A 24985-nucleotide genomic window follows, 5' to 3' on the forward strand; every position below is an offset into this window, starting at 1 on the left:
TAAATGTATTTTAATAGTGAATAAAGTAACAGTCTTTTGCTTATTTTCCTGTTACACTCATGGTATAGCTTCCTTTATTATAATGGAGTTGATTTTATTGGAAAAAACAATGATTAAGGATAAATTAAATAGACCTTTGCATGACTTGAGAATTTCCGTCATTGACCGGTGCAATTTCCGCTGTCAGTATTGCATGCCTGCTGAGAAATTTGGTCCTGATTTTGAATTTCTTCCTAGAAGTGCCTTATTAACCTATGAAGAAATTGAACGCCTAGGAAAAATATTTGTCCGTTTAGGTGTGGAGAAAATCCGCCTTACTGGCGGTGAACCTCTGCTGCGTAAAGATCTACCTCTTTTAGTTGAAAAACTTTCAAAAATTGAAGGGCTAAGTGATCTTGGGTTAACAACAAATGGTATACTGCTGCCGAAATTGGCGCCTGAGTTGAAGGCTGCAGGTCTCAGACGTGTCAATGTCAGCCTTGATACCTTAAACGATGAATTGTTCGGTCAAATTAATGGCAGGGGTGTAGGAACGGCCCCGGTATTAGAAGGAATTGCCGCAGCCAAACAAGCAGGTCTTGGAGTCAAGGTCAATATGGTTGTGAAAAAGGGGTTAAACGATACAGAAATTATTCCTATGGCCGAATATTGTAAAGAGCATGGATTAGAGTTACGCTATATTGAATATATGGATGTAGGCTCAACCAACGGCTGGAAAATGGATGATGTGATAACAAAAAAACAAATATACCATTTATTAAATTTGCATTTTGAACTTGAACCAGTTGGTCCTGCTTATTATGGTGAAGTGGCTAAGCTATACAAATATAAAGACAAGGACGTTAATGTCGGCTTTATAACGTCTGTTTCCGAGTCTTTCTGTTCAAGTTGTACGAGGTCCAGACTATCAGCAAATGGTCAGATTTTCACTTGTTTGTTTAATGGCAATGGCCATGATATCAGAAATTTTATGAGAAATGGAGCAACTGACGAGCAAATAGTGGAGAGGATTACGGCGATTTGGAATGGACGTGATGACAGATATTCGGATGAAAGAACAGCAGAAACTAATAAAAATCGCAAAAAAATTGAAATGTCCTATATTGGCGGATAACTCTCTTTTCTAAAGAGGGTTATTTTTTTTTATCAAAATAAACATCCCGCTGCTTTTGCAAACGGGATGTCCATTTTAGCTAAGATACCTTGGGAATAAGATATTGTTTTCAAGATGTACATGCATAAATGTTAAGCTTTCTAATTCTTCCAGCCGGGCATAAACTAAACGATAAGTACCGCAGGCATCGAGCGGAAGCGCAAAATCAGAAGTAACGGAACGGATTTGCCGTAATAATTCTCCAGCATGATCATGTTCTTTTTCGAGTTCGTTGATTAATTGAATGGCCTCTTCACGATTAGGCACGGTACCATCTGCAAGCTGCTTAATAAGCGGGAACACAATTTCTTCTTCTTTTGCCATATGTTCAAGCAGTTCCTTTTTGAATTCATAAAAAAGTTCATTCATTTTAATTAGCTCCGGATGGTGATCACCATGGACTCGTGAAACCTTTGTTACATAGGGATTTAATAAGGCTAATTCTTCCTCAGATACCCGATGGTAATTTTCAATAACATGATTGATGATCGTATTGGAATCCGAGTTGGTCCACACTTCTACATCTTTCTCCGCATTTTCATATTTTTCAAATACGTCCTTTAATTCTTCAAGAAGATCCTCTAGATTTAGTCCATTTTGGGCTGCTGCTTGTGTGAGAGGAATATTCCCGCCGCAGCAAAAATCAATCCGGTTCTTTTTAAATAGGTCACTTGCCTTTGGAAGTTCGTTTACTATATCTCTAACCAATGAATTGGATGTTATGGTGAAAGTCATTTATAATTCCTCCTATAGGTTTATGAGATAAGCATAATAGAAATGGTTTATATTTATGGTGACCTGTATCACACTTTGACAATGTTTTTTTTATTTTTTCTTTTTATTTGTGATATTTGATACGTTGGCAAGCCTTCTCTAGACTTATAATGGATAGTAGCTGTTATAATCCATTACATATAAACGAAATTACTCGTTCAAGGCAGGAGCTGATTTATTTGCTAGAAAAAAGAAACCCGATTCCTATTGCTGAAGCAGTTAAACAAATTATGAATCATCAATTAACTGGCGAAACAGAGTATGTTTCTATAAATAAAAGCTATGGGCGTTATTTATCAGAGGATTTAATTGCAACAAGTGATGTTCCTCATTTTGACAGGGCTCCCTATGATGGGTTTGCCGTCCGTTCGGTAGATACAGCGGATGCATCACTATCCAATCCAGTCGAATTTGAAGTTATTGACCACTTAGGGGCTGGTATGGTCTCTAAAAAGGTGGTTGGTGAAAAACAAGCCATTCGCATTATGACTGGTGCGATGATGCCAAGTGGAACAGATGCTGTGGTCATGTTTGAAGTAACAAATGACTACGAAAAAAATGGAATTCCGTATATGTCTATTAAGCGAAAAGTTAATAAGGGTACGAATGTATCTTTTATGGGGGAAGATGCTAGACAAGGCGATTGTTTGGTTGAAAAAGGAACATTAATTAATCCAGGGATTCAAGCAATGCTTGCTACTTTTGGTTATAGGGAAGTTCCCGTTGCCAAAAAACCGCGAATTGGCTTGTTTGCGACGGGAACGGAACTGTTAGAAGTAGACGAGAAGTTAGTACCCGGAAAAATACGTAACAGCAATTCGTATATGATCGCTGCCCAAATTGAGCGAGCAGGGGGGAGTGCTCACTATTTTGGAAAACTGCCCGATGATTTTGATACTTGTTTTGAGGCGGTAAAGAAAGCTTTAAAAGAAGTAGATTTATTAATTACAACCGGGGGAGTTTCAGTGGGGGACTTTGACTATCTGCCTGCGATATATGAAAAACTCGGTGCGGAGGTTTTATTTAATAAAGTTGCCATGCGCCCTGGAAGTGTAACCACTGTTGCCGTTCATAATGGGAAAATCCTATTTGGGCTCTCGGGTAATCCTTCCGCTTGTTATGTTGGCTTTGAACTATTTGTCCGGCCAATTATCAGGACACAACTATATTCTAAGAAGCCTCATCTACGAAAAGAAAAGGCTTTGCTTGAAGTCGATTTTCCTAAGGCGAATCCGTTTACAAGATTTGTTAGAAGTAGCGTATTTGTGGACGAAGGAAGGTTAAAGGCTGCTCCTAGCGGTTTGGACAAATCCAATATTATTATGAGCCTGGCCGGTGCGAATTCACTCATGATTCTTCCGGGAGGAACACGAGGCTTTATGGCAGGGACTGAAGTCGAGGTATTAATGCTTGAAGATCAAGTTGGAAGTGTGTGGCCTTGGTAGAACCCTTTGTTTTTCAAGTGGCAGGATATCAAAATAGCGGGAAGACGACACTTATTAATCAACTAATAGAATCCCTCAGCAACCGAGGAATTAAAACCGTTACGATCAAACATCATGGCCATGGCGGGAAACCGGACGTAACGGAGCAGAAGGACTCTGCAAGCCATATTCGTTCAGGGGCGATTGCCTCCCTTGTTGAAGGGAGTGGAAGAGTAGTCTTGCAGGCAGACAATCAGGAATTAACTTTAGAAGGCCAAATAGGACTGCTAAAATTCTTTCAACCTGATGTCATTATAGTGGAAGGTTATAAAAAGGAAAATTACCCAAAACTCGTGATCGTAAAGGGAAAAGACGACTTGCAACTAATAAAATCATTAACCCAGATTTGCACTATGGTATATTGGGATAAAGAAGTAATTCGAGATCATTTGTATCCATCATTTTCGATTAAGGATAAAGAAGGAATAATAAATTGGACAACAGAATTCATCATGAAGAAGATTGTTCATAAAAAAGATGAAAAAAGTTAATAAAATTGTCAAATATGTTACTTTTATCACAGCCATTCCCCGTGGCACACATTATACTACTTAGTAGGGGTTATATGGTTTGTTCATATAAGATGTAAGATATGGAATGGGAATGCAGTTAATGATCAGTGGATAACTTCGCTAGAGATGATTAATGTTACCATGACTGATTGACAAACATCCATTTCCATTCATATCTCGGTAGGATTGAAGAAGGCAAATTGAATTGCCTTCTTTTTTTCATATTTATAGTGACACTCTTCACTTATTTTTTGAGCCGACTCTTTTATAGTTAGGCTATAAAGAAAAGGAGTGAGAAAGGATGAAGTTATTCTTACCAAAACAACATGGCGCTTGGGCAATGCTTATCATTCCCTTTTGGCTGGGAGTGATAGATGGAGGGTTTATATGGCAGGACATACCATTTTTTATTGGCTGGATCTTGCTATATCTAGCTACCTATCCGATGCTCTTATTATTTAAGAAGAAAAAAATTAGCTTTTACACAAAGTGGACGATTATTTATATCGTACCCGCATTATTATTGATGTTGTTTCCGCTTATTCATAGGCCATCCATTGTATTTTTTGGATTCATGATGCTGCCGTTTTTCGCAATAAACGCCTACTTTACTTCAAAAAATAAAGACAGAGCATTTATGAATGATTTGAGTGCCGTATTTGCCTTTTCTATTGCAGGCCTTGCGAGCAGTTATTTAGGTCAGGGGACTCTTACCCTTCACACATTGATTTTTCCATTTTTAACATCTATTTTATTTTTTATAGGTTGTACCTTCTATGTCAAAACCATGATTAGGGAAAAGAAAAATACTATTTTCAAATGGATTTCATGGACCTATCATTTTCTTGTCGTGGCGGTATGGTTCATTTGCGGATTTTGGATTGTAGCGGTCGCTTATATCCCCAGCCTTCTTCGTGCTTATTTCTTTTATGGAAAAAAATTATCACCACTTCAAATTGGCATATATGAAATCATTAATTCAGCAATTATTTTTATTATTCTTGGTATTCAATTGCATATATTACATTAAAAAAATCGGTCTGATTGACCGATTTTTTTAATGTAATAGCTGAGATAGATCTTTTCACCAGTCTATAAATGTCTGATTTCGCTTGGTACTAATCTACTTTACAGATTTCAATTGGGCAATCTTCACAATCGATTTCCCTTTTTAGATAATCTATATCATGGATGGTAATCCAGCCTTTATCGATAGAAATGATATCTGACTTTCTTAATTCGCTTAAGAGCCGATTGACTACCTCGCGTGATGTGCCGCAAAAATTCGCCAGTTCTTGATTGGTAAAAGGTAATTCCACCAGAATTCCTCGATTGGTTTTTACTCCATAACTGTTGCTAATCCGGATAAGAGTAGAATACAAAGCCCCTTTTTTGCCATGAAGGACTAAATCCCGAAATTTTGTTTGTGTTTTTCTGAACTGGAGGCTCATCCATTGGATAAATTCAAATGATAGGGCCAGGTTTTGGGACAGTCTATCTTCTAACACATCCTTCATAATAACAGCAACTTCTCCACTCTCTACGACCCGTGCACTTAATAAATACTTCGAAGTTGGTGAAAATAAATTTAATTCACCAACAAAATCTCCCTTAGAACACATTCGAATGGTTAACTCTCGGCCATCCGGGATGATTTTGCTGATTTGAAGAATTCCACTTTGGACTATATACATTTCATCTGCTTGAGAACCTTCCCGAAACAAAAACGTACCTTTTTCAATTTTCTTTATATGGTGAACGGTCTCAAAAAGATGTGACAACGTAACAGGCATTTCTTTTACTGACTGCATACTATAACCACCTTTAAAGGTACAAATAAATTTTTAAAAAATGCAAGTCAAGGTTAATGAGATTCCCCTAGATAATACTATAATTATATTGTTAATAAAGAATGATTCGCAATAAAAGTGGAATAAGTTCATATAATCGTCAATAAATGGATGGGAACCTAGCATATTTCTCGGGAAATAGTGTCGACTCGTGCCGAATTTGAAAGAATTTCCCTATAATGCTCATACAATAAACGGAGATAATAAAGATGTATTAATAAAGGGGGGATGAAGAATGGGACAAAATCATCAATTTAGACCTGGGAAAAAGGCACCGAACAATGGTTATTATATCGAAATGGGTGATGCCGGAAGTAATGTAACAAACCCCAAAAAGATTAAATTGAAAGCAGGGGACTCATTTCCAGAGACATCAAATGATGACCGTGTTTGGACCTACGTACGTAAACCTTAATCATTTTTAGAAAAAGTCATCTATTTGGATGGCTTTTCTTGTGTCTTTATTTTACTTATACAATAGAATTTTTTATAATATAACTAAAAGGTCAAAAAAGGTCAAAAGGAGTGAGGCATGTGGATCTTAATCGGATGACGGAGCGGCTGCAGAAAGGGATCATGGATGCGCAAGGCTTAGCTATAAAAGAAAGTCACCAAGAAATTGATGAACTTCATCTATTTTTGTCTCTTATGAATCAAGAGGATAGCCTAATTTCAGCAATCCTCGAAAAGTCGGGCTTGCAGGTGGATCAGGTAAAGCTATCTATATCACGAGAACTAGCAAAGAAACCACAAGTAAGCGGCAGTGGAGTGGAACAAGGTAAACTTTATATTACCGCGAAATTGCAAAGGCTATTGGTCAATGCGGAGGAGTTCGCCTCTAAATTTTTAGATGAGTACATCTCGGTGGAACATATTTTGTTAGCCTCCGTTCATGCAAATGATTCTGATATGAAAAAAATCATTCAAAAATTTGGAATCACTCCCGAGATGATTTTAAAAATTATTAAAGAAATAAGGGGGAATCAGAGAGTGACTTCACAAAATCCAGAAGCAGGATATGATGCGCTAAAAAAATATGGGCGAGATCTTGTGGCCGAAGCAGCAGCTGGTAAAATTGATCCAGTAATCGGCAGGGATACGGAGATCCGTAATGTCATTCGAATCTTATCACGAAAAACAAAAAATAATCCTGTGCTGATTGGTGAACCAGGGGTAGGGAAAACGGCCATTGTCGAGGGACTTGCCCAAAGAATCGTCAGAAAAGATGTTCCGGAAGGACTTAAAGACAAAACCATCTTTTCATTAGATATGAGTTCGCTTATTGCCGGGGCTAAATTTCGAGGTGAGTTTGAAGAACGGCTAAAGGCAGTTTTAAATGAAATCAAGAAAAGCGAAGGGCGCATTTTGCTCTTTATAGATGAAATTCATACCATTGTTGGAGCGGGTAAAACCGAAGGGGCAATGGATGCCGGGAACATGTTAAAGCCGATGCTTGCTAGAGGAGAATTGCATTGTATTGGGGCAACTACACTTGATGAGCACCGTAAATATATTGAGAAAGATCCAGCACTGGAACGTCGTTTTCAACAAGTACTTGTCCAGGAACCAAATGTCGAGGACTCTATCTCTATTTTAAGAGGACTAAAAGAACGGTTTGAGGTCCATCATGGGGTAAAGATTCATGACCATGCTTTAGTGGCAGCAGCTACTTTATCGGATCGTTATATTACGGACCGGTTCCTGCCTGATAAGGCCATTGACCTTGTCGATGAAGCCTGTGCAATGATCCGTACGGAAATTGACTCCATGCCTACTGAACTAGACGAAGTGACACGCAGAGTGATGCAGCTAGAAATAGAAGAAGCGGCACTTCGAAAAGAAAGTGATGAGGGAAGTAAAGTAAGACTTGAAGCACTTCTAAAAGAACTTGCGGATTTAAAGGATCAGGCAAATGCGATGAAGGCGAAATGGATGCAGGAGAAGCAGTCTATTCAAAAATTGCAGGATAAACGTGAACAGCTTGAAAGACTCCGCCGAGAGCTGCAGCAATCGGAAGACCGATATGATTTAAATCGTGCCGCTGAATTAAGACATGGACAGATTCCTTTAGCAGAGAAAGAATTGAAAGAGTTAGAGGAAAATGCAGCAAAAGATGAGAGGCTGCTTCGTGAAGAGGTAACAGGTGAAGAAATTTCTGCGATTGTTTCCAGATGGACAGGCATCCCACTTTCTAAATTAGTCGAAGGTGAACGAGAGAAGCTGCTTAGATTAGAATCGATCTTACATGAACGAGTAATTGGCCAAAATGAGGCAGTTAATTTGGTATCGGATGCAGTTTTAAGAGCAAGAGCAGGGATTAAAGACCCCAACCGTCCAATAGGATCATTTTTATTTCTAGGCCCAACAGGCGTAGGGAAAACAGAACTCGCCAAGGCACTTGCTGAGTCGTTATTTGATAGTGAAGAGCATATTATAAGAATAGATATGTCTGAATATATGGAAAAGCATGCGGTTTCTCGATTAATTGGGGCACCTCCGGGGTATGTAGGATATGAAGAAGGGGGGCAGCTAACAGAGGCAGTAAGAAGAAGGTCCTATTCTGTTATCTTAATGGATGAAATTGAAAAGGCGCATCCGGAAGTATTTAATATTCTACTTCAGGCATTAGATGATGGAAGGATTACAGATTCTCAAGGACGCGTAGTTGACTTTAAAAACTCTGTTATTATTATGACGTCTAACATAGGCTCTCACTTCCTGCTAGAAAGAAGTGACAATGAGGTTGAAATTTCAGATGAAACTAGAAATAAGGTGATGGGACAGTTAAGGACACATTTCCGCCCAGAATTCTTAAATCGAATTGATGAGACCATCCTCTTTAAGCCATTGTCTTTAGGTGAGATAAAGAATATTGTTGTTAAGATGCTTCATGACCTGCAAAATCGATTGAAACAGCAGCAAATCGACATCATCATCAGCGAAGATGCCAAGGAATTTATAGCTGTTAATGGTTTTGACCCGATATACGGGGCCAGACCATTAAAACGATATATACAAAGAAATATAGAAACAAAGCTTGCCCGGGAGATAATCGCTGGAAGGGTTCATGATCAGTCAACCGTTGAAATTACGATTGATCAAGCTGAAATATTTATAGACGTGAAACAAAAGCAGTGAAAAAACAGAAAAAAGGTCCTCCAAACAGATTGGAAGACCTTTTCTTATTAATGTTTTTGTACAGGTTCGTTAGGAATGATGGTTGTCAAAATAAGAATTAAAACGGTAACAACAACAGCCGAAATAGAACCTTGTGCAAAATTATAACTTGCACCTTCTGTCATTGAACTAACAACATATGTAAGCATGTGTACTAAAAGGAAAGACCATAAAAAAGTCCAAAAAATACGCACTCGTTTTCACCTCTTACTTATTATACATTACTTTAAATACTACCATACAATGGTGAAAAAATATATATAAAAACAATTTTCAGACTAATGTTTCTAAGTTTTGGGCCATAATAATGTCCATTGTTTTTAAAAATATGGGCAAACTCCCTTTCATCTCTTGTGAAACGGCATACAATACCTTGAGGAAATAGGTTAAAGGAGATTTAGCGATGGAGAATCGTAATTTTCAGATGGATACCCAATGGAATATCATTCATTACCCCGAAAAGCCTACAGGATTTGGGATTCTAATTATTGGAGATGAAAGACATTTTGTTGATGAAAGTAAATGCTTTTGGACACAAAATGAAGGAAAGCTGGCTATTATCAATGAATTAAAGGATGCCGGGTACACCATTTTTTCCTCAAATCTATATGGGCGAAACTGGGGGAGCGAAAAGGCTGTCGAGCTTGCTCAAAGGTTATATCAACATGTAATCAGAAGTGAAATCCTGAATAATAAAATTCATGTGCTTGCCGAAGGAATGGGAGCGTTAGTTGCGGTAAAGTTACTCGAAAAGATGAATGGGTGTATTCGGTCAGTAGTCCTTCTAAATCCAATTCTATCTTTGAAACATCAACTTGAATTAGAGAAAGAACATAAATTTTTTTATAAAAAGTTAATGAAGGAATTAACTTTTGCCCATCAAATCGACCATGCAGCCATAGAAAAAGAAATACTAACCATGGATGAAATGGTTAATCTTGATTTTGACTGTCCTGTTACCATTATCCAAGTATTAGCAGGCGGAAAATCATATACTCAATCACAAATTTATCAAAAGATCATAAAATCCCCTAAAATAAATCCAACCTTTATTCTTCCAGAAAAAAAACCGCAGCTTGGAAAAATGTTGATTAAGTCTTTTCATAGCCATGAAACCGTACTTTAATGTGACCTCCCCAAAAGAAATATTTCCTTAGGAAGCCGCATAGGATTTCAATAAGGTGATTTTTGGGGAGGAAGATGTAATGGACAAGGCCATTATATTTGGCATTTATGATTTTGTTAGTTTTCATATTGGGAGTACACTTTTAAATAAGGGCTTAGAGGTTATTGGCATTCATATAGACAATCTTGAGGAAACAGGAAATCTTGAAGAGAAAAGACTAGAAATCGGCAGAAATGCTAACTTTAACGAAATTTCCCTTTCCAAGTTAGATGGGTATAAATTAGAAGACACGGTCAAAACCACTCTTTTTGTATCTTTATATGATTTATATATGTTAAATAGGGAAACCATTTTACAAACGGAGTCAGGAAAATCGCTTCAGCAATTTATAGATAATAATCATGTGACAGAGATTGTTAGTATACTGCCAATTCAACATCTAAATACGGAACCTGATGCTGTATTACAATGGTTAAGAAGTGCGCCAATTGAATGGCAATTTGTATATTTGCCCGCCGTTTACGGTCCTTGGCAGCCTCCAACGTTTTCATTCCAGCAAGCACTCTTAGCAAGATTTGAGGAAACAGAAATTACGGCAAATAAACGGGAATGGACTGGAGATATTCTATTTATAGATGATGCAGTGGAAGCAATTCTAGAAATCATAGATGAGTCAGGGCTCCGTTCTAACTGTATTTTGATCGAAAGCGGCATAGAGGACTATTGGATTCAATGTGCTGCACAATTAAAACTGAAGGGGAGTTTAACCGAGTCGGTAAGGCCGGAACCAGTACTAATCGATCAAACAATAAAAAGAGTTACGGTAAAGCACGTTACACCGTTCCAAGAATCTATAAAAAGGCAATTGGATTTATTGGGCCGCATAAATCTAAACAACGCTGAACAATGATAGGGTGTACTTTTCAATCTAGAAATCAACGGTTAAAATAAAAAGGTATAGGGCCGTTCTTATCTCTAATTAACGTTTATAATAAAATAGGTTAATTAATGTTACAGGGGATCGGCCTAATTAAAATGATAAAGGGGTACATATTGTGGAAAATCAGGAACAGACACTACAATTTATGCAGATTGCGATGAAATACTTACCAGAAGCAAAAGAACAGCTGGACCAAGCAGGGGTGGAACTATCCATGGAGCTCATTCAACCCTTTATGAACCTATTCACTAAAGTAATGCAGGAAGCATATGAGCTAGGGAAAGCGGATGCTCTTAAGGAAACCGAACGTTAAATAAGCTGCCAGGTTGGCAGCTTATTTTTTTTTCCAAAATTGTTGGACATAAGGCATCACTTTACTAAATAAGGGTTTAAGTCCGCGGAAAGATTCAACCAAGTTATCAATGTTGATCATCAGTTCCTCATAATCAATGGTGGAACTGCTGTGTTTTGGTTCCTCTCGGTGATGGGATCTTTTTTCGTCCTGATCTCTTCGAGGTCCAAACATTAAACTTGTAAACCGATCTTCTTTTATTTGTTTTTCCCATTCCTCGTGCTTTTCGGACTCTTGCCCCTCATCAAAATCTGTCATTCTTTTCCTTCCTCCCCAATAAAAAATATCTCTTGTTGTAGAATATGATTAAACACATAAAAGGTATGTACATTAGCGGATGATAAGTAAGAAGAAACAGTTGCTTAAATTAGGGCTTATTTGATAAAATTAGTACCAAGTCATAATAATTGATATTAATCCTAAATATAGATAGGGTCTGACCAAAATTAAAGGAGATGGAATGATGAGAGCTGGTATTGTTGGAATGGGCAGATATTTACCGGAAAAAGTAGTCACCAATCATGATTTAGAAAAAATAGTGGATACTTCTGATGAATGGATAAGAACTAGGACTGGTATTGAAGAAAGAAGGATTGCTGCTGATGATGTGGATACATCTGATATGGCATTTTTTGCCGCTCAAAAAGCAATCAGCGATGCCGGGATCAGCGCAGAGGATATCGATTTAATATTAGTAGCGACTGTGACTCCAGATTCTCCGTTTCCATCGGTTTCCTGCCGGATTCAGGAAAGATTAGGTGCTAAGAAAGCGGCCGCAATGGATGTTAGCGCAGCTTGTGCTGGATTTATGTATGGCATTATAACAGCTAAACAATTTATTGAGTCACAAGAATATAAGTATGTACTAGTGGTAGGCGTTGAAAAGCTGTCTAAGATTACAGATTGGAATGATCGAAATACCGCTGTATTATTTGGCGATGGGGCTGGTGCAGCTGTTATTGGGTCTGTTTCTGAAAATCGCGGAATTTTATCTTTTGAGTTAGGTGCAGATGGTACTGGCGCAAAACACCTATATCAAGACGAATACATTATCATGAATGGCCGTGAAGTTTTTAAATTTGCCGTTAGACAAATGGGTGAGAGCTGTATCAATGTACTTGAAAAAGCGGGCTTAACAAAAGAAGATGTTGATTTCTTAATTCCGCATCAGGCAAATATTCGAATTATGGAAGCATCCAGACAGAGATTGGAATTGCCGGTTGAAAAGATGTCGAAGACAGTAAATAAATATGGTAATACTTCAGCTGCATCGATTCCAATTTCGATGATCGAAGATGTTGAAGCAGGAAGAATTAAAGATGATGACATAGTTGTGATGGTTGGCTTTGGAGGCGGCTTAACATGGGGCGCTATTGCCATGCGCTGGGGTAAATAAAACAATTTGAATTTTAGTTAAATAGATAAGATAAAGGAGATGTCTAAATGGAAAAGCGAAGGGTTGTTGTTACAGGTGTCGGTGCTGTTACACCGCTTGGGAATGATGTTCAGACAACATGGAAAGGGATTGTAGAAGGAAAATCAGGCGTTGGGCCATTGACAAGAGTGAATGCCGATGAATATCCAGCAAAGGTTGCTGCAGAAGTAAAAGATTTCAATCCTGAAGCTTTTATGGATAAAAAAGACGCGCGAAAAATGGACCGTTTTACTCAATTTGCCGTTGCTGCTGCCCTTATGGCAGTACAGGATGCCGATTTAACCATTAATGAGGAAAACTCACACAGAGTAGGTGTATGGATTGGTTCAGGTATAGGCGGGATGGAAACGTTCGAACAACAATTTGAGATCTTCCAAAAAAGAGGTTATAAGCGAGTAAGTCCTTTCTTTGTTCCTATGCTGATTCCGGATATGGCTACAGGCCAAGTTTCGATTACGCTCGGGGCAAGAGGATTCAACTCTTGTACAGTAACCGCTTGTGCAACAGGAACGAACTCCATTGGCGACGCTTTTAAAGTGATTCAGCGCGGTGACGCAGATGCGATGGTAACTGGTGGAGCAGAAGCACCTATTACAAGAATGTCTGTAGCTGGTTTTTGTGCAAATACTGCGCTGTCTACTAACCCAGACCCGCAAACAGCCAGCAGACCATTTGATAGTAACCGTGATGGGTTTGTTATTGGTGAGGGTGCAGGGATTGTCGTATTAGAAGAATTAGAGCATGCGTTGGCACGAGGTGCAAAAATCTATGCAGAGATTGTCGGATATGGTGCAACAGGTGATGCCTACCATATTACTGCACCTGCACCAGGTGGTGAAGGCGGGGCTCGTGCCATGAAGATGGCGATTAATGATAGTGGGTTAGCACCGGAGAATATTGATTACCTAAATGCTCATGGTACTAGTACGGAATATAATGATAAGTACGAAACACTAGCTGTGAAAGAAGTATTTGGTGAACATGCTTATAAATTAGCCATGAGTTCGACAAAGTCTATGACAGGTCACCTTCTCGGCGCTGCAGGTGGAGTCGAAGCGATCTTTTCGGTATTGGCGATTAGGGATAGCATCCTTCCGCCAACAATTAATTATGAAACACCAGATCCGGAGTGTGATTTGGATTATGTAGTTAACAAAGCCCGCTCGAAGGAAATTAAGACAGCAATGAGTAACTCGCTTGGTTTTGGCGGTCATAACGCTACGATTGTATTTAAAAAATACGAATAGGAAGCTAAACGGTCAGACAGTATGTTTGGCCGTTTTTTTTTTGCCCTGATCGGAAAGTTTAGATACTTGCAATTCCCTCTTGTTTTTTGAACTTCTATAGACATTTTTCATAAACTGACGAGAAGAAGACTTCGTCATGGGGTGAACAAATGGGTATTATTAGGACTGATGAATGGCTTGAGGCTGATTTTGATAATCCTTTAAATATTTGTGAAAAGCTGATTCCTTATTTTAAGGGACAAACAAAAAGGGAAATATATAGCGAGTTGATAAACTTTGGCATGTATCAGCCGTCCCGATCTTCCAGAGCGTACCAAACGGAGCTGATTAAACAGCAGGCATGGGAAAAAGTAGAACAAACACTTTCTAAATATAGAGATAGGTGGAATGGTCCGGATATCCCTATTTTTATTTTTCCAATCGCACAGACAGGAGGACTTTTTAGAAGAGCAGAAAAAGGAAAAGCGGGGGTGTCCTTCCCAGATAAACTTTTTTTATTCCTCTCGAATTACGATGATCCTAAGGAGATTGAAGCTCTCATTGTTCATGAATATCATCATGTATGCAGGATGAATCGCTTAAATAAGAAAATAGAAGAGTACACTTTACTTGATTCTTTAATAATTGAAGGACTAGCAGAATATACTGTTTTAAAAAACTGTGGACCTGAATACTTAGCCTCCTGGTGCACTGCTTATTCAGAAAAAGAGTTATCAACATTTTGGGAGAGGTACTTAAAAAATCAGCTGGGAAAGAAGAAAGTTGAAAGAGGGCACGATGACCTGTTATATGGTGGCGGCAGGTACCCAAAACTAATGGGATATGCAATGGGATATTATATTATCAAAAATTATTATAAAATGAATAATTATTCTATAAAGCTTTCATTTACTACACAAGCGGATAGATATATTGAAGATTAACGGAAAGTTTGTCCCCATTTGGAGCAAAATATATATAAAGGAATAATTTAACTGAGGTCTGCCCATACTGATTGACAAACAGTTTCTTGAAGTGAGGGGTTGTATAATGTTGTATCTTCATGATGTTTGGGTAAATTGGTTTGAAGGCGAGGAAAATGGATATAATGTTTGCCACTTTCATGAATGGCGAAAAGATGACGGTGTAGAGCTGTTAGACCAAGTGCCGCTGATAAAAATCGAGCCGCTTCTATTTGATTACATCGAGAATGATTTATCTGAGCTGCCTCAACAGCTTCTCGATGATATTTTTCAAAAAGCCTACTTAAGAAAAAACCACGAAAGAATCCAGCTTGATTATTGTTTTGTCGTTACGGACGGCACAGGAATATTAGCAGTAGATACGATTGGATATAATATTCCAATCCGAAAAAGCAGATTAATACCGAGACAAGAACAGCTTGTTTACGAAATGATCAGCCAGCATGAAGCAAAACCATATCATTTTTACGCCCAGCCTAAAACGAAGGACTTTCATATCTTATCACCTGAACCTGATTTGATGAGAGGCCTAACCAGAAAAGAAAGACAGTTAAAGCAATTACTTTTTATGGCACTCGATCAATTACTGACAGCCAATAACGAAGCGGAGGTCCGCTATTGGTACACTGAATGGTGTCCTGAGCAATATTCAACCATTCAAGAAATGAATTTTGAGGATGCTTGGGAACAGCTTTTTGAAGAAACAAAATATGGCTGGTCCAAACGCCATGAAACCTTCTGTGAAAATTTAATAAAAGGACAGCCCTTCTTTGAAAAACTCTGGGAGATGGAACATGGTCCAAAAGTAAATTAAAAGCCTGACAGCAAAGGCAGGTCCCGCCTGCCTTTGCCTATCAGGCTTTTTTTTCTTTACCTTCTTTTACGTCCAAGACCCATAGCATTTTCCATCTTCTTAAGAGTTCTGCTCGCTACTTGGTTTGCTTTTTCAGCACCACGGTCTAAGATATCGTCAAGCTCACTTGATTCTACCAAGTTGTAATATCTTTCTTGAATTGGTTTAAGGAAGTCTACTACAACCTCCGCCAGGTCACCTTTGAAATCTCCGTACCCTTTCCCATCATAAATTTCTTCAAGCTCTCCAATGGATTTTCCTCCAAGGATCGAATAAATGGATAAAAGGTTCGACACTCCAGGTTTATTTACCGTATCAAATTTAACGATTCCATCTGAATCGGTCACAGCACTTTTAATTTTCTTCACAATTTGATTTGGCTCATCTAACGGAGTAATAAAGGCTTTCTTATTTGGATCGGACTTACTCATCTTTTTTGTTGGTTCCTGGAGTGACATAACACGAGCACCGACTTTAGGCAGACTGATTTCAGGTATAGTAAGAACATTATTGTATTTCTTATTAAATCTTTCTGCTAAATCTCTTGTTAACTCCAAATGCTGTTTTTGGTCCTCACCAACAGGTACGAGGTCTGTATTGTATAGTAAAATATCTGCTGCCATTAAAGGCGGATAAGTTAACAGACTTGCGGAAACCGCCTCCTTGCCTGTAGATTTATCTTTAAATTGTGTCATCCGCTCTAGCTCTCCAATATAGGATATACATTGCATAATCCATCCAGCCTGTGCATGTGCAGGTACTTCCGATTGAATAAACAAGGTTGCTTTCTCTGGGTCAATACCAACAGCCAGATATAACGCTGCTAAACTGCGGATATTTTTCCTAAGAGTCTGTGGATCCTGGGGAACCGTAATCGCATGCTGGTCCACGATACAAAAAAAGCAGTTGTACTCGTGCTGTAATTCCACAAATTGCTTCATTGCTCCGATATAGTTCCCTAGTGTAATCGTTCCACTTGGCTGAATTCCTGAAAAAATTGTTTTCATCTGGTTTTTCCTCCTAAATATATATATAAAAAACCATTCGTCCCTAAAAACTATAGGGACGAATGGTTCGCGGTACCACCCTAAATTACTCAAACATGAGTCACTCAGTCTCAAACCATCTTTTAAGGGATGACTTGATGACCCTTTAACGCAAGGTAAAACGTCTGCTCCTACTGACTTATACAATGATAAATGGTTCGGGCAGAGGCTCAAAAGTCCATTCCGTATTTTCTCGTGTTTGTTTTCACCAGCCACAAACTCTCTGAAACGAAGAGAAATACGTACTACTCTTTATCGCTGCTTTTAAAAAATTATTGGCATTTTAGAACATTATATCCGATTACAAAGAGTAATTTCAAGCTAGTTACAAATAATAGGCAATAAGAGCGGCCGCCATTAAAAGACCATTAATCAGCCCATGGAGAAGAAAAGGTTTTTCATCTATGCTGATTAATTCAGATAATCCAGGGACTTCCTCAAATCTCCTTTTATCTCTTCCGCGGGAGAAGGCAAGATTAAAGGATTTTGAGATGACATCGTAAAATCCGCTATGAATGGTATAAAGCAGTAAGGATAGTAAAATTAACCCTGCAGCAATATAAAAAGATATATCGATATAGTGAATGAGTGAAATATTATGGTGGAAAAATAATGAAGCTATTACAATTATTGTCTGAGTAATAGAGAGAATTATTAGATTTTTCTTGAAGTTAAATCTCATGCTATACCTCCTGTGAAGCCTGATTTATCAAGTGAAACAGACCTATAGTATACAAAAAAATATGGTATAAGTCTAAATTATATCATAGCCATGTGTAACGCTTACGTAACAATTGTTTCGAAAATGAAAATTAATTTTCAAAAAGTAATGTACAATTAGTTGAAAATATGTATAATAGGGAATGTAGTAATTTTTCAGAATAATAGAAAAGGGAGGTCTACTAGTGAAGAAATCAAAACTTTCACTACTTTTAGTACTATCACTAGTACTTAGCATGTTCTTAGCAGCATGTTCAGGCGGTGATAAAAAAGACACAAGCTCGTCTGATGGCAAAAACACTAGTGATACAGAACAATTAGCAGATAAACAAGAACTAAATATTCTGGAATCTGCTGAAATTCCAACAATGGATAGTGTAATGGCTCAAGACACTTTGGCTTTCACAACTATTAACGCAACAAACGAAGGTCTATATCGCTTAGACCCAGATCAAAAAGTAATTAATGGTGTTGCTGATGGCATGCCAACTTATAATGATGACAAAACTGTCCTCACTATCAAATTAAAAAAAGATGTTAAATGGTCTAACGGTGACCCTGTTACTGCTAATGACTTCGTGTATGCATGGAGACGTGCAATTGATCCTAAAGTAGCTGCTCCATATGGTGCCTACTTCATGGAAGGCAAAATCAAAAATGCTTCTGAAATCGTTGCAGGAAAAGCAAAACTAGAAGATTTAGGTATTAAAGCAATTGACGATAATACTTTAGAAATAACTCTTGTAAGAGCTCTTCCATATATTGAATCATACTTAACATTCCCATTGTTCTATCCACAAAACGAAAAGTATGTGACAGAACAAGGCAAAGACTACGCGAAAGACGCTGCCCACATTCTTTACAATGGTCCATTTAAAATGACTAAGTGGGATGGCCCAACTGGAACTGAATGGGTATTAGAAAAGAACGCGGATTACTGGAACGCAAAAGAAGTTACTCTTGAAAAGATTAACTTCAACGTTTCTAAAGATCCACAAGCTTCTGCAAACGCATATACTGCTGGCGAAGCTGATATTACACCAAAGTTAGCACAAGCTGCGATCCTTTCACAATTTGAAGGAGCGGATGACTTACTTCGTTACCAAGAACCATCCATCTGGTGGTTGAAAATGAACGAGAAGAACCCAGCGTTGAAAAATGTTAACATCCGTAAAGCAATCGCACTTTCTGTTGATAAAAAAGCTTTAGTTGATGATGTATTAGCAAACGGTTCAATTGCTGCAGACTTCTTAGTTCCAAAAGGTTTCTCTTTCTTAGATAATAAAGATTTCCGTGATACAGCAGGAACTTACCTAAAAACTGACAAAGAAAAAGCAGCAGAACTTTGGAAAAAAGGACTTGAAGAAACTGGTCTGAAAGAAGTAAACTTTACTTATGTTGGTCAAGATACAGAAACATCAAAAGTGACTGATGCATTCATCAAAGACCAATTAGAAAAGAACTTACCAGGATTAAAGATTACAATTGAGGCTGTACCATTCAAAATTCGTATCGCTCGTGAAGATGCTGAAGATTACGATCTATTAATGGGCGGTTGGGGACCAGACTATGCTGACCCAATGACTTATATGGATTTATGGGTTACTGGCGGCGGCCAAAACCACATGAGCTATGGCAACCCTGAATTTGATAAGTTAATCAAAGCAGCAAACGAAGATTTAGTTGCTAAGCCAGAAGAACGCTGGAAGGCACTTCAAGATGCAGAAAAAATCTTGTTAGAGGATGATGCAGCAATTGCACCACTTTATCAACGTTCTGTTAACATCTTGATCAATCCAAAAGTTAAAGGCTTTGCACATCACGCATTTGGACCTGACTATAGTTACCAGTGGATTAAAATCACAAATGAGTAACTATAATTAATCAAATAGAAAGAGAGTATATTTTAAAGAATATACTCTCTTTTTACCTGTATGAGAATTGTCGTAAAATGTCGAAAATTTAATTAATTAGGAGGTGTAGGCATGGTCAAATATATATTAAAACGTGTTGGCTATATGATCATTACACTTTTTGTCGTTGCATCACTTACTTTTTTCCTCATGAAGCTAATTCCTGGCAGTCCGTTTAATAACTTCGAAAAACTTACTGAAGTTCAGCGTAATATTCTTTTGGAAAAATATGGATTGAACGACCCTGTGCCTGTTCAATATCTAAACTATATGGCGAATTTGGTAAAAGGGGATTTAGGTGTTTCCTTCCAATTTGATAATACCCCTGTAACTGAACTTATTGCAAACCGTCTTGGACCATCTGCACAATTAGGTCTGCAAGCTATGATCGTTGGTTCGATTCTAGGTATTTTATTAGGTGTTATTGCTGCCTTAAAACAAAACACTTGGGTAGATTACGGTTCAACCTTTATTGCCGTGGTTGGTAAATCTATACCTTCATTTATTTTTGCTGGTTTGATGCAATATTATATTTCAGTTAAACTAGGCTGGCTTCCAGTAATGTTATGGAAAGGCCCTGAATATACGATTCTGCCTACCATTGCACTTGCTATGTTCCCAATCTCTATTGCTGCCCGCTTTATGCGTACAGAAATGGTTGAGGTTTTAGGTTCTGATTACATCACCTTGGCACGAGCTAAAGGTGCAAGCCGCTGGCAGATTAGTTTTAAACATGCCTTAAGAAATGCTTTAATTCCAGTTGTAACTGTCTTAGGACCACTAGCTGTCAGCTTAATGACCGGTTCACTTGTTATTGAGCAAATTTTTGGTATCCCAGGAATCGGGGAGCAATTCGTTAAATCAATTAATATGAATGATTACCCTGTTATTATGGGGACAAATATCCTATTCGCAGTATTATTTATCGTGGTTATATTGATAGTTGATATTCTATATGGAATTATTGACCCACGTATTCGTGTAACGGGGGGGAAAGCTAAATGAGCAAAGACTTAAATCTCACAAAAGATATGTTTGCTCCTGCCCATATTGATCCATCGAAAAGTGAAAAAATTGCTAAACCAAGTTTGAATTTTTGGCAGGATTCATGGCTAAGGGTCCGAAAAAATAAGGGTGCCGTAGTCAGCATGATTATTCTGGTTATCATGATTATTATGGCCTTTGTCGGTCCAATGATTACACCGTATGATTATGACACGCAAAATACCAAACATAACAACCTTCCACCACGGATTCAAGGGTTAGAAAATGTGCACTGGCTTCCATTTGACGGTACCTTAACTAGAAGAGATGGCAACGAATATAACGCTTATGAAATTCGTAAAGTGGACGCGTATTATTGGTTTGGTACTGATAATTTAGGCCGTGATCAATTTGCGCGTGTTTGGAAAGGTACACAAGTATCATTATTTATCGCGTTTATGGCTGCGTTAATTGACATGGTTATTGGGGTGGCATATGGTGCAATTTCCGGTTATATAGGTGGTCGTACAGATAGTATCATGCAGAGGATTATCGAAATCATCGTCGGTATACCGAACTTGATTGTAGTTGTATTGATGATTCTCGTTCTAAAACCAGGGATTATTCCTATTATTATCGCTTTAACCATTACGGGATGGACAAGTATGGCCCGTGTGGTTCGTGCACAAGTATTAAAATTTAAAGGACAAGAATTTGTACTGGCGGCTAAAACATTAGGTGCCTCAGATTCGTCGATTATTTTTAAGCACATGATTCCGAATATGTTTGGTGTCATTATTATTAATACAATGTTTTCTATCCCAAATGCGATTTTCTTTGAAGCATTCTTAAGTTTTATCGGGTTAGGATTACAAGAACCTCATGCATCGTTAGGTACATTAGTCAATTCGGGATTTAAATCAATGATTGCCTTTCCATATCAAATGATTATTCCTTCCATTATGATTGCGGTAATCATGGTATGTTTCAATCTTGTTGCAGACGGATTGCGTGATGCATTGGATCCAAAAATGCGTGATTAGAAGGCAGGTGGATATAAATGGAGAAAGTTTTAGAAGTAAAAGATTTAAATATTTCGTTTCATACATTCTCGGGTGAAGTGAAGGCGATCCGTGGCGTAAGTTTTGATTTATATAATGGGGAAACGCTAGCTATTGTAGGTGAATCAGGTTCCGGAAAATCTGTAACCACTAAATCAATTATGCGCCTATTGCCCGAACATAATTCAGAAATTAAAAGCGGGCAGATCCTTTTTAATGGGAAAGATTTAACCAAGTTAAAGGATAAAGAGATGCAAAAAATCCGCGGAAAAGACATTTCTATGATTTTCCAGGACCCAATGACCTCTTTAAATCCGACTATGAAAATTGGCAACCAAATCATGGAGCCGCTAATTAAACACCAAAACATGAGCAGGCACGCTGCAAGAGAAAGAGCGGTAGACCTTTTAAAGCTTGTAGGGATTCCAAAACCTGAGATTCGTGTAGACCAATATCCACACCAATTCTCAGGCGGGATGAGACAAAGGGTGGTTATTGCGATTGCTTTAGCATGTAATCCTAAAATTCTAATTGCGGACGAACCTACAACAGCACTCGACGTTACAATTCAAGCGCAGATCTTAGAATTGATGAAAGATTTGCAGAAGAAAATTGATACCTCGATTATCTTTATTACACACGATCTTGGGGTAGTTGCTAACGTAGCAGACCGTGTGGCTGTCATGTATGGTGGTAAAATTGTTGAAATTGGAACGGCGGATGAGATTTTCTACAATCCTCAGCATCCTTACACATGGGGATTAATTAGTTCGATGCCGGATATGGAAACAGACGATGAGGAATTATTCTCAATTCCTGGTACGCCGCCAGATCTATTAGATCCTCCAAAAGGGGATGCATTTGCACCACGTAATCCTTATGTAATGAAAATTGATTTGGAGCAGGAGCCTCCATTCTTTAAAGTATCCGATACACACTATGCTGCTACATGGTTATTACATCCAGATGCACCAAAGGTTGAACCGCCTGAGGCTGTAAAGAGACGTCAAAGCCAATATGTTGGTACAGCTGGTACAGGTAAATACCCTGGAACAAAGGGGGGGAAGTAAATGGCACAAAAAGAAAAATTACTTGAGATTAAGAACTTACAGCAATATTTCAACCCGGGAAAACCGAATGAAGTAAGGGCTGTTGATAATGTCAGCTTTGATATCTACAAAGGTGAGGTTATGGGCCTTGTAGGTGAATCCGGCTGCGGTAAATCCACAACTGGCAGAACGATTATTCGTTTATACGATGCGACGGGTGGAGAGGTATTATATGATGGGATTAATGTCCACGGGAAAAAGTCTAAGAAGCAGTTAAAAGAATTTAACCGTAAAATGCAAATGATCTTCCAAGACCCATATGCCTCTTTGAATCCAAGACTGAAAATTGCCGATGTAATTGCCGAGGGAATCGACATTCATGGTTTGGCCAAAACAAAGGAAGAGCGTATGAACCGTGTTTACGATTTACTGGAAACAGTAGGTTTGAATAAAGAACACGCTAATCGCTATCCTCATGAATTCAGCGGCGGGCAGCGCCAGCGGATTGGTATTGCTAGAGCACTTGCAGTTGAGCCTGAATTTATTATCGCGGATGAACCAATTTCTGCCTTGGACGTATCAATTCAAGCACAGGTAGTTAACTTAATGAAAAAGCTTCAAAAAGAAAAAGGCTTAACATATCTGTTTATTGCGCATGATTTATCCATGGTTAAATATATTAGTGACCGTATCGGTGTTATGTATTTCGGTAAAATGGTGGAGCTTGCTCCAGCTGATGAGCTATATAAAAATCCACTTCATCCCTATACACAATCATTATTATCTGCTATTCCTGCTCCAGATCCAATCACTGAGCGGGCGAGAAAGCGGAAAACCTATAATCCTGCTAGTCATAATTATACTGATAATGAGTCAATCGAATTTAGGGAAGTAACACCTGGCCACTTTGTTCTTTGTTCAGAAAAGGAACTTAAACAATATCAGGCTAATATTAAGTAATAAAAAAACGATCTCGATTTTTTATTGAGATCGTTTTTTTTATATTTCGGCATTTATCCAGCATTAACGAATAGTGCCTATCTGTAAATTAATTTTTCTTTCCGCCAACGGTTTTCCAGCCAGTTTGATATTTGGCACTTTCATTTGTAAACTCAGTTCTGCGTTTTCCACCAAATACTTTCTCTCCGATTCCATTAGTTATAACTCCCATAAAAGCAGTAATGCCAATGATTAACACAGTAACAATCATTAAATCTGTTATGTATGCTCCCATTTTTGTACCCCTCCAGTGTGTATATTAAAAAAACATGACCGGTATTTTTATCTCTTAATTTCATTGTAAAAGAACTTATCATGTAAAGAAAGTAAAAAAGACAAAAATTAAATTCTAATTGAATGCGTTTTCAATAGGGCGCGTTTAATTGAGAATGGAAGTTAAGTTAAATTTAAGAAAAGGTCAATAAAATAAAAGACAGGTAAAACAGAAGAATATTGAGCCGCAAAATACCTGTTTAATTAATAAATTATTTACGAACATTTTATTTATGAAATTAATATTTAATTTAATTTGCAATCAATAAGTTTTAAAAAGTTTGAAACTTTTTCGAAGAATATTCGTCTAATAATATATAGATAGGAAGAGCTCAATCGTTATTATTTTTTAAAAAGGGATACCCTTTTTTGAAACAGTGGTGTATAATTTATGATAGAAATTACTTATTTATAATTATTTTAATTACGAAGAGGTTTCTTCCACAATAGAAATGGGTACATGACTATATAAGATGAATGTAAATTAAAGAGGAGTGTGAAGAACGGATGGTAACCCTATACACTTCACCAAGTTGTACATCATGTAGAAAAGCAAAATCATGGTTAGAAGAGCATGAAATTCCATACACCGAAAGAAATATTTTCTCTGAGCCCTTATCAATGGATGAAATTAAAGAAATACTGCGTATGACAGAAGATGGTACGGACGAAATCATTTCAACTAGATCGAAAACATTCCAAAAATTAGACGTTAATCTGGACGCAATGCCCCTGCAAGACTTATTTAAACTAATCAAAGAAAATCCGGGCTTATTACGCCGCCCAATTATTATTGATGAGAAACGTTTACAGGTTGGCTATAATGAAGACGAAATCAGACGGTTCTTACCAAGAAGAGTCAGAACCTTTCAATTACGTGAAGCACAAAAAATGGTTAATTAATAGTAACTGAAAAAAGACGACTTAAAAATTCACAAAAATGAATTTTGAGTCGTCTTTTCTAATCTGGCGGGATTTTCAAAAGCACTGAAAAAGTCAATTTTATTAAAATTTAGCCTATGTAAAAGAACACTGTTGATTGGAGTGGAAGGCGGCGAAGACTCCTGCGGGAGTA

General features: G+C 37.8%; 26 protein-coding genes and 1 other annotated feature. Of the genes, 19 read left to right on the plus strand and 7 right to left on the minus strand.

What is annotated here, in order from left to right:
* The first annotated feature begins 97 nt into the window (after positions 1–97).
* A complete protein-coding gene (gene moaA, locus GXK58_RS18590) occupies positions 98–1114 on the plus strand; it encodes a GTP 3',8-cyclase MoaA (protein WP_160724671.1) in 1017 nt (338 codons plus the stop codon).
* Between the two features lie 75 nt (positions 1115–1189).
* On the opposite strand, the gene ric is transcribed toward moaA, so the two are convergent.
* Positions 1190–1888, minus strand: coding sequence for an iron-sulfur cluster repair di-iron protein (ric, locus tag GXK58_RS18595; RefSeq protein WP_160724672.1), 699 nt, complete (start codon positions 1886–1888; stop codon positions 1190–1192).
* A 218-nt stretch (positions 1889–2106) separates the two neighbouring features.
* Between ric and GXK58_RS18600 the strand changes: the two genes are divergently transcribed.
* From GXK58_RS18600 to GXK58_RS18610, 3 genes are all read left to right on the plus strand, one after another.
* Positions 2107–3372 (plus strand): molybdopterin molybdotransferase MoeA, encoded by a 1266-nt coding sequence (locus GXK58_RS18600; protein WP_160724673.1) that lies wholly within the window; start codon positions 2107–2109, stop codon positions 3370–3372.
* Complete coding sequence (gene mobB, locus GXK58_RS18605; protein ID WP_160724674.1) at positions 3360–3902, plus strand: molybdopterin-guanine dinucleotide biosynthesis protein B; 543 nt, start codon at positions 3360–3362, stop codon at positions 3900–3902. The genes GXK58_RS18600 and mobB overlap by 13 nt, the downstream gene beginning before the upstream one ends.
* Positions 3903–4224: 322 nt before the next feature.
* Positions 4225–4953 carry a YwiC-like family protein gene (locus GXK58_RS18610; protein WP_160724675.1) on the plus strand — a complete coding sequence of 243 codons (729 nt, stop codon included), beginning with the start codon at positions 4225–4227 and terminating at the stop codon, positions 4951–4953.
* An 88-nt stretch (positions 4954–5041) separates the two neighbouring features.
* Here GXK58_RS18610 and GXK58_RS18615 read toward each other — a convergent pair whose 3' ends face one another.
* A complete protein-coding gene (locus tag GXK58_RS18615) occupies positions 5042–5734 on the minus strand; it encodes a Crp/Fnr family transcriptional regulator (RefSeq protein WP_160724676.1) in 693 nt (230 codons plus the stop codon).
* 274 nt (positions 5735–6008) lie between these two features.
* Here GXK58_RS18615 and GXK58_RS18620 point away from each other — a divergent pair, with 274 nt between their 5' ends.
* Complete coding sequence (locus tag GXK58_RS18620; protein WP_160724677.1) at positions 6009–6188, plus strand: YjzC family protein; 180 nt, start codon at positions 6009–6011, stop codon at positions 6186–6188.
* Positions 6189–6307: 119 nt separating this feature from the next.
* On the plus strand, positions 6308–8911 hold the full coding sequence (gene clpB / locus GXK58_RS18625; RefSeq protein ID WP_160724678.1) for an ATP-dependent chaperone ClpB: 2604 nt from the start codon (positions 6308–6310) through the stop codon (positions 8909–8911).
* Between the two features lie 47 nt (positions 8912–8958).
* On the opposite strand, the gene GXK58_RS18630 is transcribed toward clpB, so the two are convergent.
* A complete protein-coding gene (locus tag GXK58_RS18630; protein WP_160724679.1) occupies positions 8959–9144 on the minus strand; it encodes a YjzD family protein in 186 nt (61 codons plus the stop codon).
* 209 nt (positions 9145–9353) lie between these two features.
* On the opposite strand from GXK58_RS18630, the gene GXK58_RS18635 reads away from it, so the two are divergent.
* From GXK58_RS18635 to GXK58_RS18645, 3 genes are all read left to right on the plus strand, one after another.
* Positions 9354–10076 (plus strand): hydrolase, encoded by a 723-nt coding sequence (locus tag GXK58_RS18635; protein ID WP_160724680.1) that lies wholly within the window; start codon positions 9354–9356, stop codon positions 10074–10076.
* A 79-nt stretch (positions 10077–10155) separates the two neighbouring features.
* Positions 10156–10986: a hypothetical protein gene (locus tag GXK58_RS18640; RefSeq protein WP_160724681.1), complete on the plus strand. Its 831-nt coding sequence runs from the start codon at positions 10156–10158 to the stop codon at positions 10984–10986.
* Between the two features lie 145 nt (positions 10987–11131).
* Positions 11132–11329 (plus strand): ComZ family protein, encoded by a 198-nt coding sequence (locus tag GXK58_RS18645; RefSeq protein WP_160724682.1) that lies wholly within the window; start codon positions 11132–11134, stop codon positions 11327–11329.
* A 21-nt stretch (positions 11330–11350) separates the two neighbouring features.
* Here the strand turns inward: GXK58_RS18645 and GXK58_RS18650 are convergent, their stop codons facing one another.
* The gene (locus GXK58_RS18650) at positions 11351–11626 is read right to left on the minus strand and encodes a hypothetical protein (RefSeq protein WP_160724683.1); all 276 of its coding nucleotides are present in this window, start codon (positions 11624–11626) and stop codon (positions 11351–11353) included.
* Positions 11627–11831: 205 nt separating this feature from the next.
* Between GXK58_RS18650 and GXK58_RS18655 the strand changes: the two genes are divergently transcribed.
* The 4 genes from GXK58_RS18655 to GXK58_RS18670 all read left to right on the plus strand — a co-directional run bounded on the left by GXK58_RS18655 (position 11832) and on the right by GXK58_RS18670 (position 15826).
* Positions 11832–12764, plus strand: a complete 933-nt coding sequence (locus GXK58_RS18655; RefSeq protein WP_160724701.1) for a beta-ketoacyl-ACP synthase III — start codon at positions 11832–11834, stop codon at positions 12762–12764.
* A 47-nt stretch (positions 12765–12811) separates the two neighbouring features.
* The gene (fabF, locus tag GXK58_RS18660; RefSeq protein WP_160724684.1) at positions 12812–14050 is read left to right on the plus strand and encodes a beta-ketoacyl-ACP synthase II; all 1239 of its coding nucleotides are present in this window, start codon (positions 12812–12814) and stop codon (positions 14048–14050) included.
* A gap of 149 nt (positions 14051–14199) precedes the next feature.
* Entirely contained in the window at positions 14200–14973 is a 774-nt protein-coding gene (locus tag GXK58_RS18665) for a DUF2268 domain-containing protein (protein WP_160724685.1), read from the plus strand.
* 106 nt (positions 14974–15079) lie between these two features.
* Positions 15080–15826, plus strand: coding sequence for a YjbA family protein (locus GXK58_RS18670; RefSeq protein ID WP_160724686.1), 747 nt, complete (start codon positions 15080–15082; stop codon positions 15824–15826).
* A gap of 56 nt (positions 15827–15882) precedes the next feature.
* Here the strand turns inward: GXK58_RS18670 and trpS are convergent, their stop codons facing one another.
* Together trpS and GXK58_RS18680 are read right to left on the minus strand one after the other, a co-directional pair.
* Positions 15883–16872, minus strand: coding sequence for a tryptophan--tRNA ligase (trpS, locus tag GXK58_RS18675; protein WP_160724687.1), 990 nt, complete (start codon positions 16870–16872; stop codon positions 15883–15885).
* Positions 16873–16923: 51 nt separating this feature from the next.
* Positions 16924–17179 (minus strand) — a binding site (T-box leader).
* 57 nt (positions 17180–17236) lie between these two features.
* Positions 17237–17593: a DUF3899 domain-containing protein gene (locus GXK58_RS18680; RefSeq protein WP_160724688.1), complete on the minus strand. Its 357-nt coding sequence runs from the start codon at positions 17591–17593 to the stop codon at positions 17237–17239.
* Positions 17594–17816: 223 nt separating this feature from the next.
* On the opposite strand from GXK58_RS18680, the gene GXK58_RS18685 reads away from it, so the two are divergent.
* The 5 genes from GXK58_RS18685 (at position 17817) to GXK58_RS18705 (ending at position 23598) form a co-directional block, all read left to right on the plus strand.
* Positions 17817–19505, plus strand: coding sequence for a peptide ABC transporter substrate-binding protein (locus tag GXK58_RS18685; RefSeq protein WP_160724689.1), 1689 nt, complete (start codon positions 17817–17819; stop codon positions 19503–19505).
* 111 nt (positions 19506–19616) lie between these two features.
* Positions 19617–20549, plus strand: coding sequence for an oligopeptide ABC transporter permease (gene opp3b / locus GXK58_RS18690; protein ID WP_160724690.1), 933 nt, complete (start codon positions 19617–19619; stop codon positions 20547–20549).
* A complete protein-coding gene (gene opp3C, locus GXK58_RS18695; RefSeq protein ID WP_160724691.1) occupies positions 20546–21571 on the plus strand; it encodes an oligopeptide ABC transporter permease in 1026 nt (341 codons plus the stop codon). The genes opp3b and opp3C overlap by 4 nt, the downstream gene beginning before the upstream one ends.
* A 17-nt stretch (positions 21572–21588) precedes the next feature.
* Positions 21589–22659, plus strand: a complete 1071-nt coding sequence (locus GXK58_RS18700; RefSeq protein WP_160724692.1) for an ABC transporter ATP-binding protein — start codon at positions 21589–21591, stop codon at positions 22657–22659.
* Entirely contained in the window at positions 22660–23598 is a 939-nt protein-coding gene (locus tag GXK58_RS18705; RefSeq protein WP_160724693.1) for an ABC transporter ATP-binding protein, read from the plus strand.
* An 88-nt stretch (positions 23599–23686) separates the two neighbouring features.
* On the opposite strand, the gene GXK58_RS18710 is transcribed toward GXK58_RS18705, so the two are convergent.
* Positions 23687–23872 carry a hypothetical protein gene (locus tag GXK58_RS18710; protein WP_160724694.1) on the minus strand — a complete coding sequence of 62 codons (186 nt, stop codon included), beginning with the start codon at positions 23870–23872 and terminating at the stop codon, positions 23687–23689.
* Positions 23873–24417: 545 nt separating this feature from the next.
* On the opposite strand from GXK58_RS18710, the gene spxA reads away from it, so the two are divergent.
* Complete coding sequence (gene spxA / locus GXK58_RS18715) at positions 24418–24813, plus strand: transcriptional regulator SpxA (RefSeq protein WP_160724695.1); 396 nt, start codon at positions 24418–24420, stop codon at positions 24811–24813.
* The last annotated feature ends 172 nt before the right edge of the window (positions 24814–24985 follow it).

The organism is Bacillus sp. USDA818B3_A, assembly GCF_009928415.1.
GTDB lineage: Bacteria > Bacillota > Bacilli > Bacillales > Cytobacillaceae > Neobacillus.

Coding starts and splice junctions, on each gene's coding strand:
- ric (WP_160724672.1), bottom strand. CDS start 1,888: ATGACTTTCACCATAACATCCAATTCATTGGTTAGAGATATAGTAAAC.
- GXK58_RS18610 (WP_160724675.1), top strand. CDS start 4,225: ATGAAGTTATTCTTACCAAAACAACATGGCGCTTGGGCAATGCTTATC.
- GXK58_RS18615 (WP_160724676.1), bottom strand. CDS start 5,734: ATGCAGTCAGTAAAAGAAATGCCTGTTACGTTGTCACATCTTTTTGAG.
- GXK58_RS18620 (WP_160724677.1), top strand. CDS start 6,009: ATGGGACAAAATCATCAATTTAGACCTGGGAAAAAGGCACCGAACAAT.
- GXK58_RS18635 (WP_160724680.1), top strand. CDS start 9,354: ATGGAGAATCGTAATTTTCAGATGGATACCCAATGGAATATCATTCAT.
- GXK58_RS18640 (WP_160724681.1), top strand. CDS start 10,156: ATGGACAAGGCCATTATATTTGGCATTTATGATTTTGTTAGTTTTCAT.
- GXK58_RS18650 (WP_160724683.1), bottom strand. CDS start 11,626: ATGACAGATTTTGATGAGGGGCAAGAGTCCGAAAAGCACGAGGAATGG.
- GXK58_RS18655 (WP_160724701.1), top strand. CDS start 11,832: ATGAGAGCTGGTATTGTTGGAATGGGCAGATATTTACCGGAAAAAGTA.
- fabF (WP_160724684.1), top strand. CDS start 12,812: ATGGAAAAGCGAAGGGTTGTTGTTACAGGTGTCGGTGCTGTTACACCG.
- GXK58_RS18665 (WP_160724685.1), top strand. CDS start 14,200: ATGGGTATTATTAGGACTGATGAATGGCTTGAGGCTGATTTTGATAAT.
- GXK58_RS18670 (WP_160724686.1), top strand. CDS start 15,080: ATGTTGTATCTTCATGATGTTTGGGTAAATTGGTTTGAAGGCGAGGAA.
- trpS (WP_160724687.1), bottom strand. CDS start 16,872: ATGAAAACAATTTTTTCAGGAATTCAGCCAAGTGGAACGATTACACTA.
- GXK58_RS18680 (WP_160724688.1), bottom strand. CDS start 17,593: ATGAGATTTAACTTCAAGAAAAATCTAATAATTCTCTCTATTACTCAG.
- opp3b (WP_160724690.1), top strand. CDS start 19,617: ATGGTCAAATATATATTAAAACGTGTTGGCTATATGATCATTACACTT.
- opp3C (WP_160724691.1), top strand. CDS start 20,546: ATGAGCAAAGACTTAAATCTCACAAAAGATATGTTTGCTCCTGCCCAT.
- GXK58_RS18700 (WP_160724692.1), top strand. CDS start 21,589: ATGGAGAAAGTTTTAGAAGTAAAAGATTTAAATATTTCGTTTCATACA.
- GXK58_RS18705 (WP_160724693.1), top strand. CDS start 22,660: ATGGCACAAAAAGAAAAATTACTTGAGATTAAGAACTTACAGCAATAT.
- GXK58_RS18710 (WP_160724694.1), bottom strand. CDS start 23,872: ATGGGAGCATACATAACAGATTTAATGATTGTTACTGTGTTAATCATT.
- spxA (WP_160724695.1), top strand. CDS start 24,418: ATGGTAACCCTATACACTTCACCAAGTTGTACATCATGTAGAAAAGCA.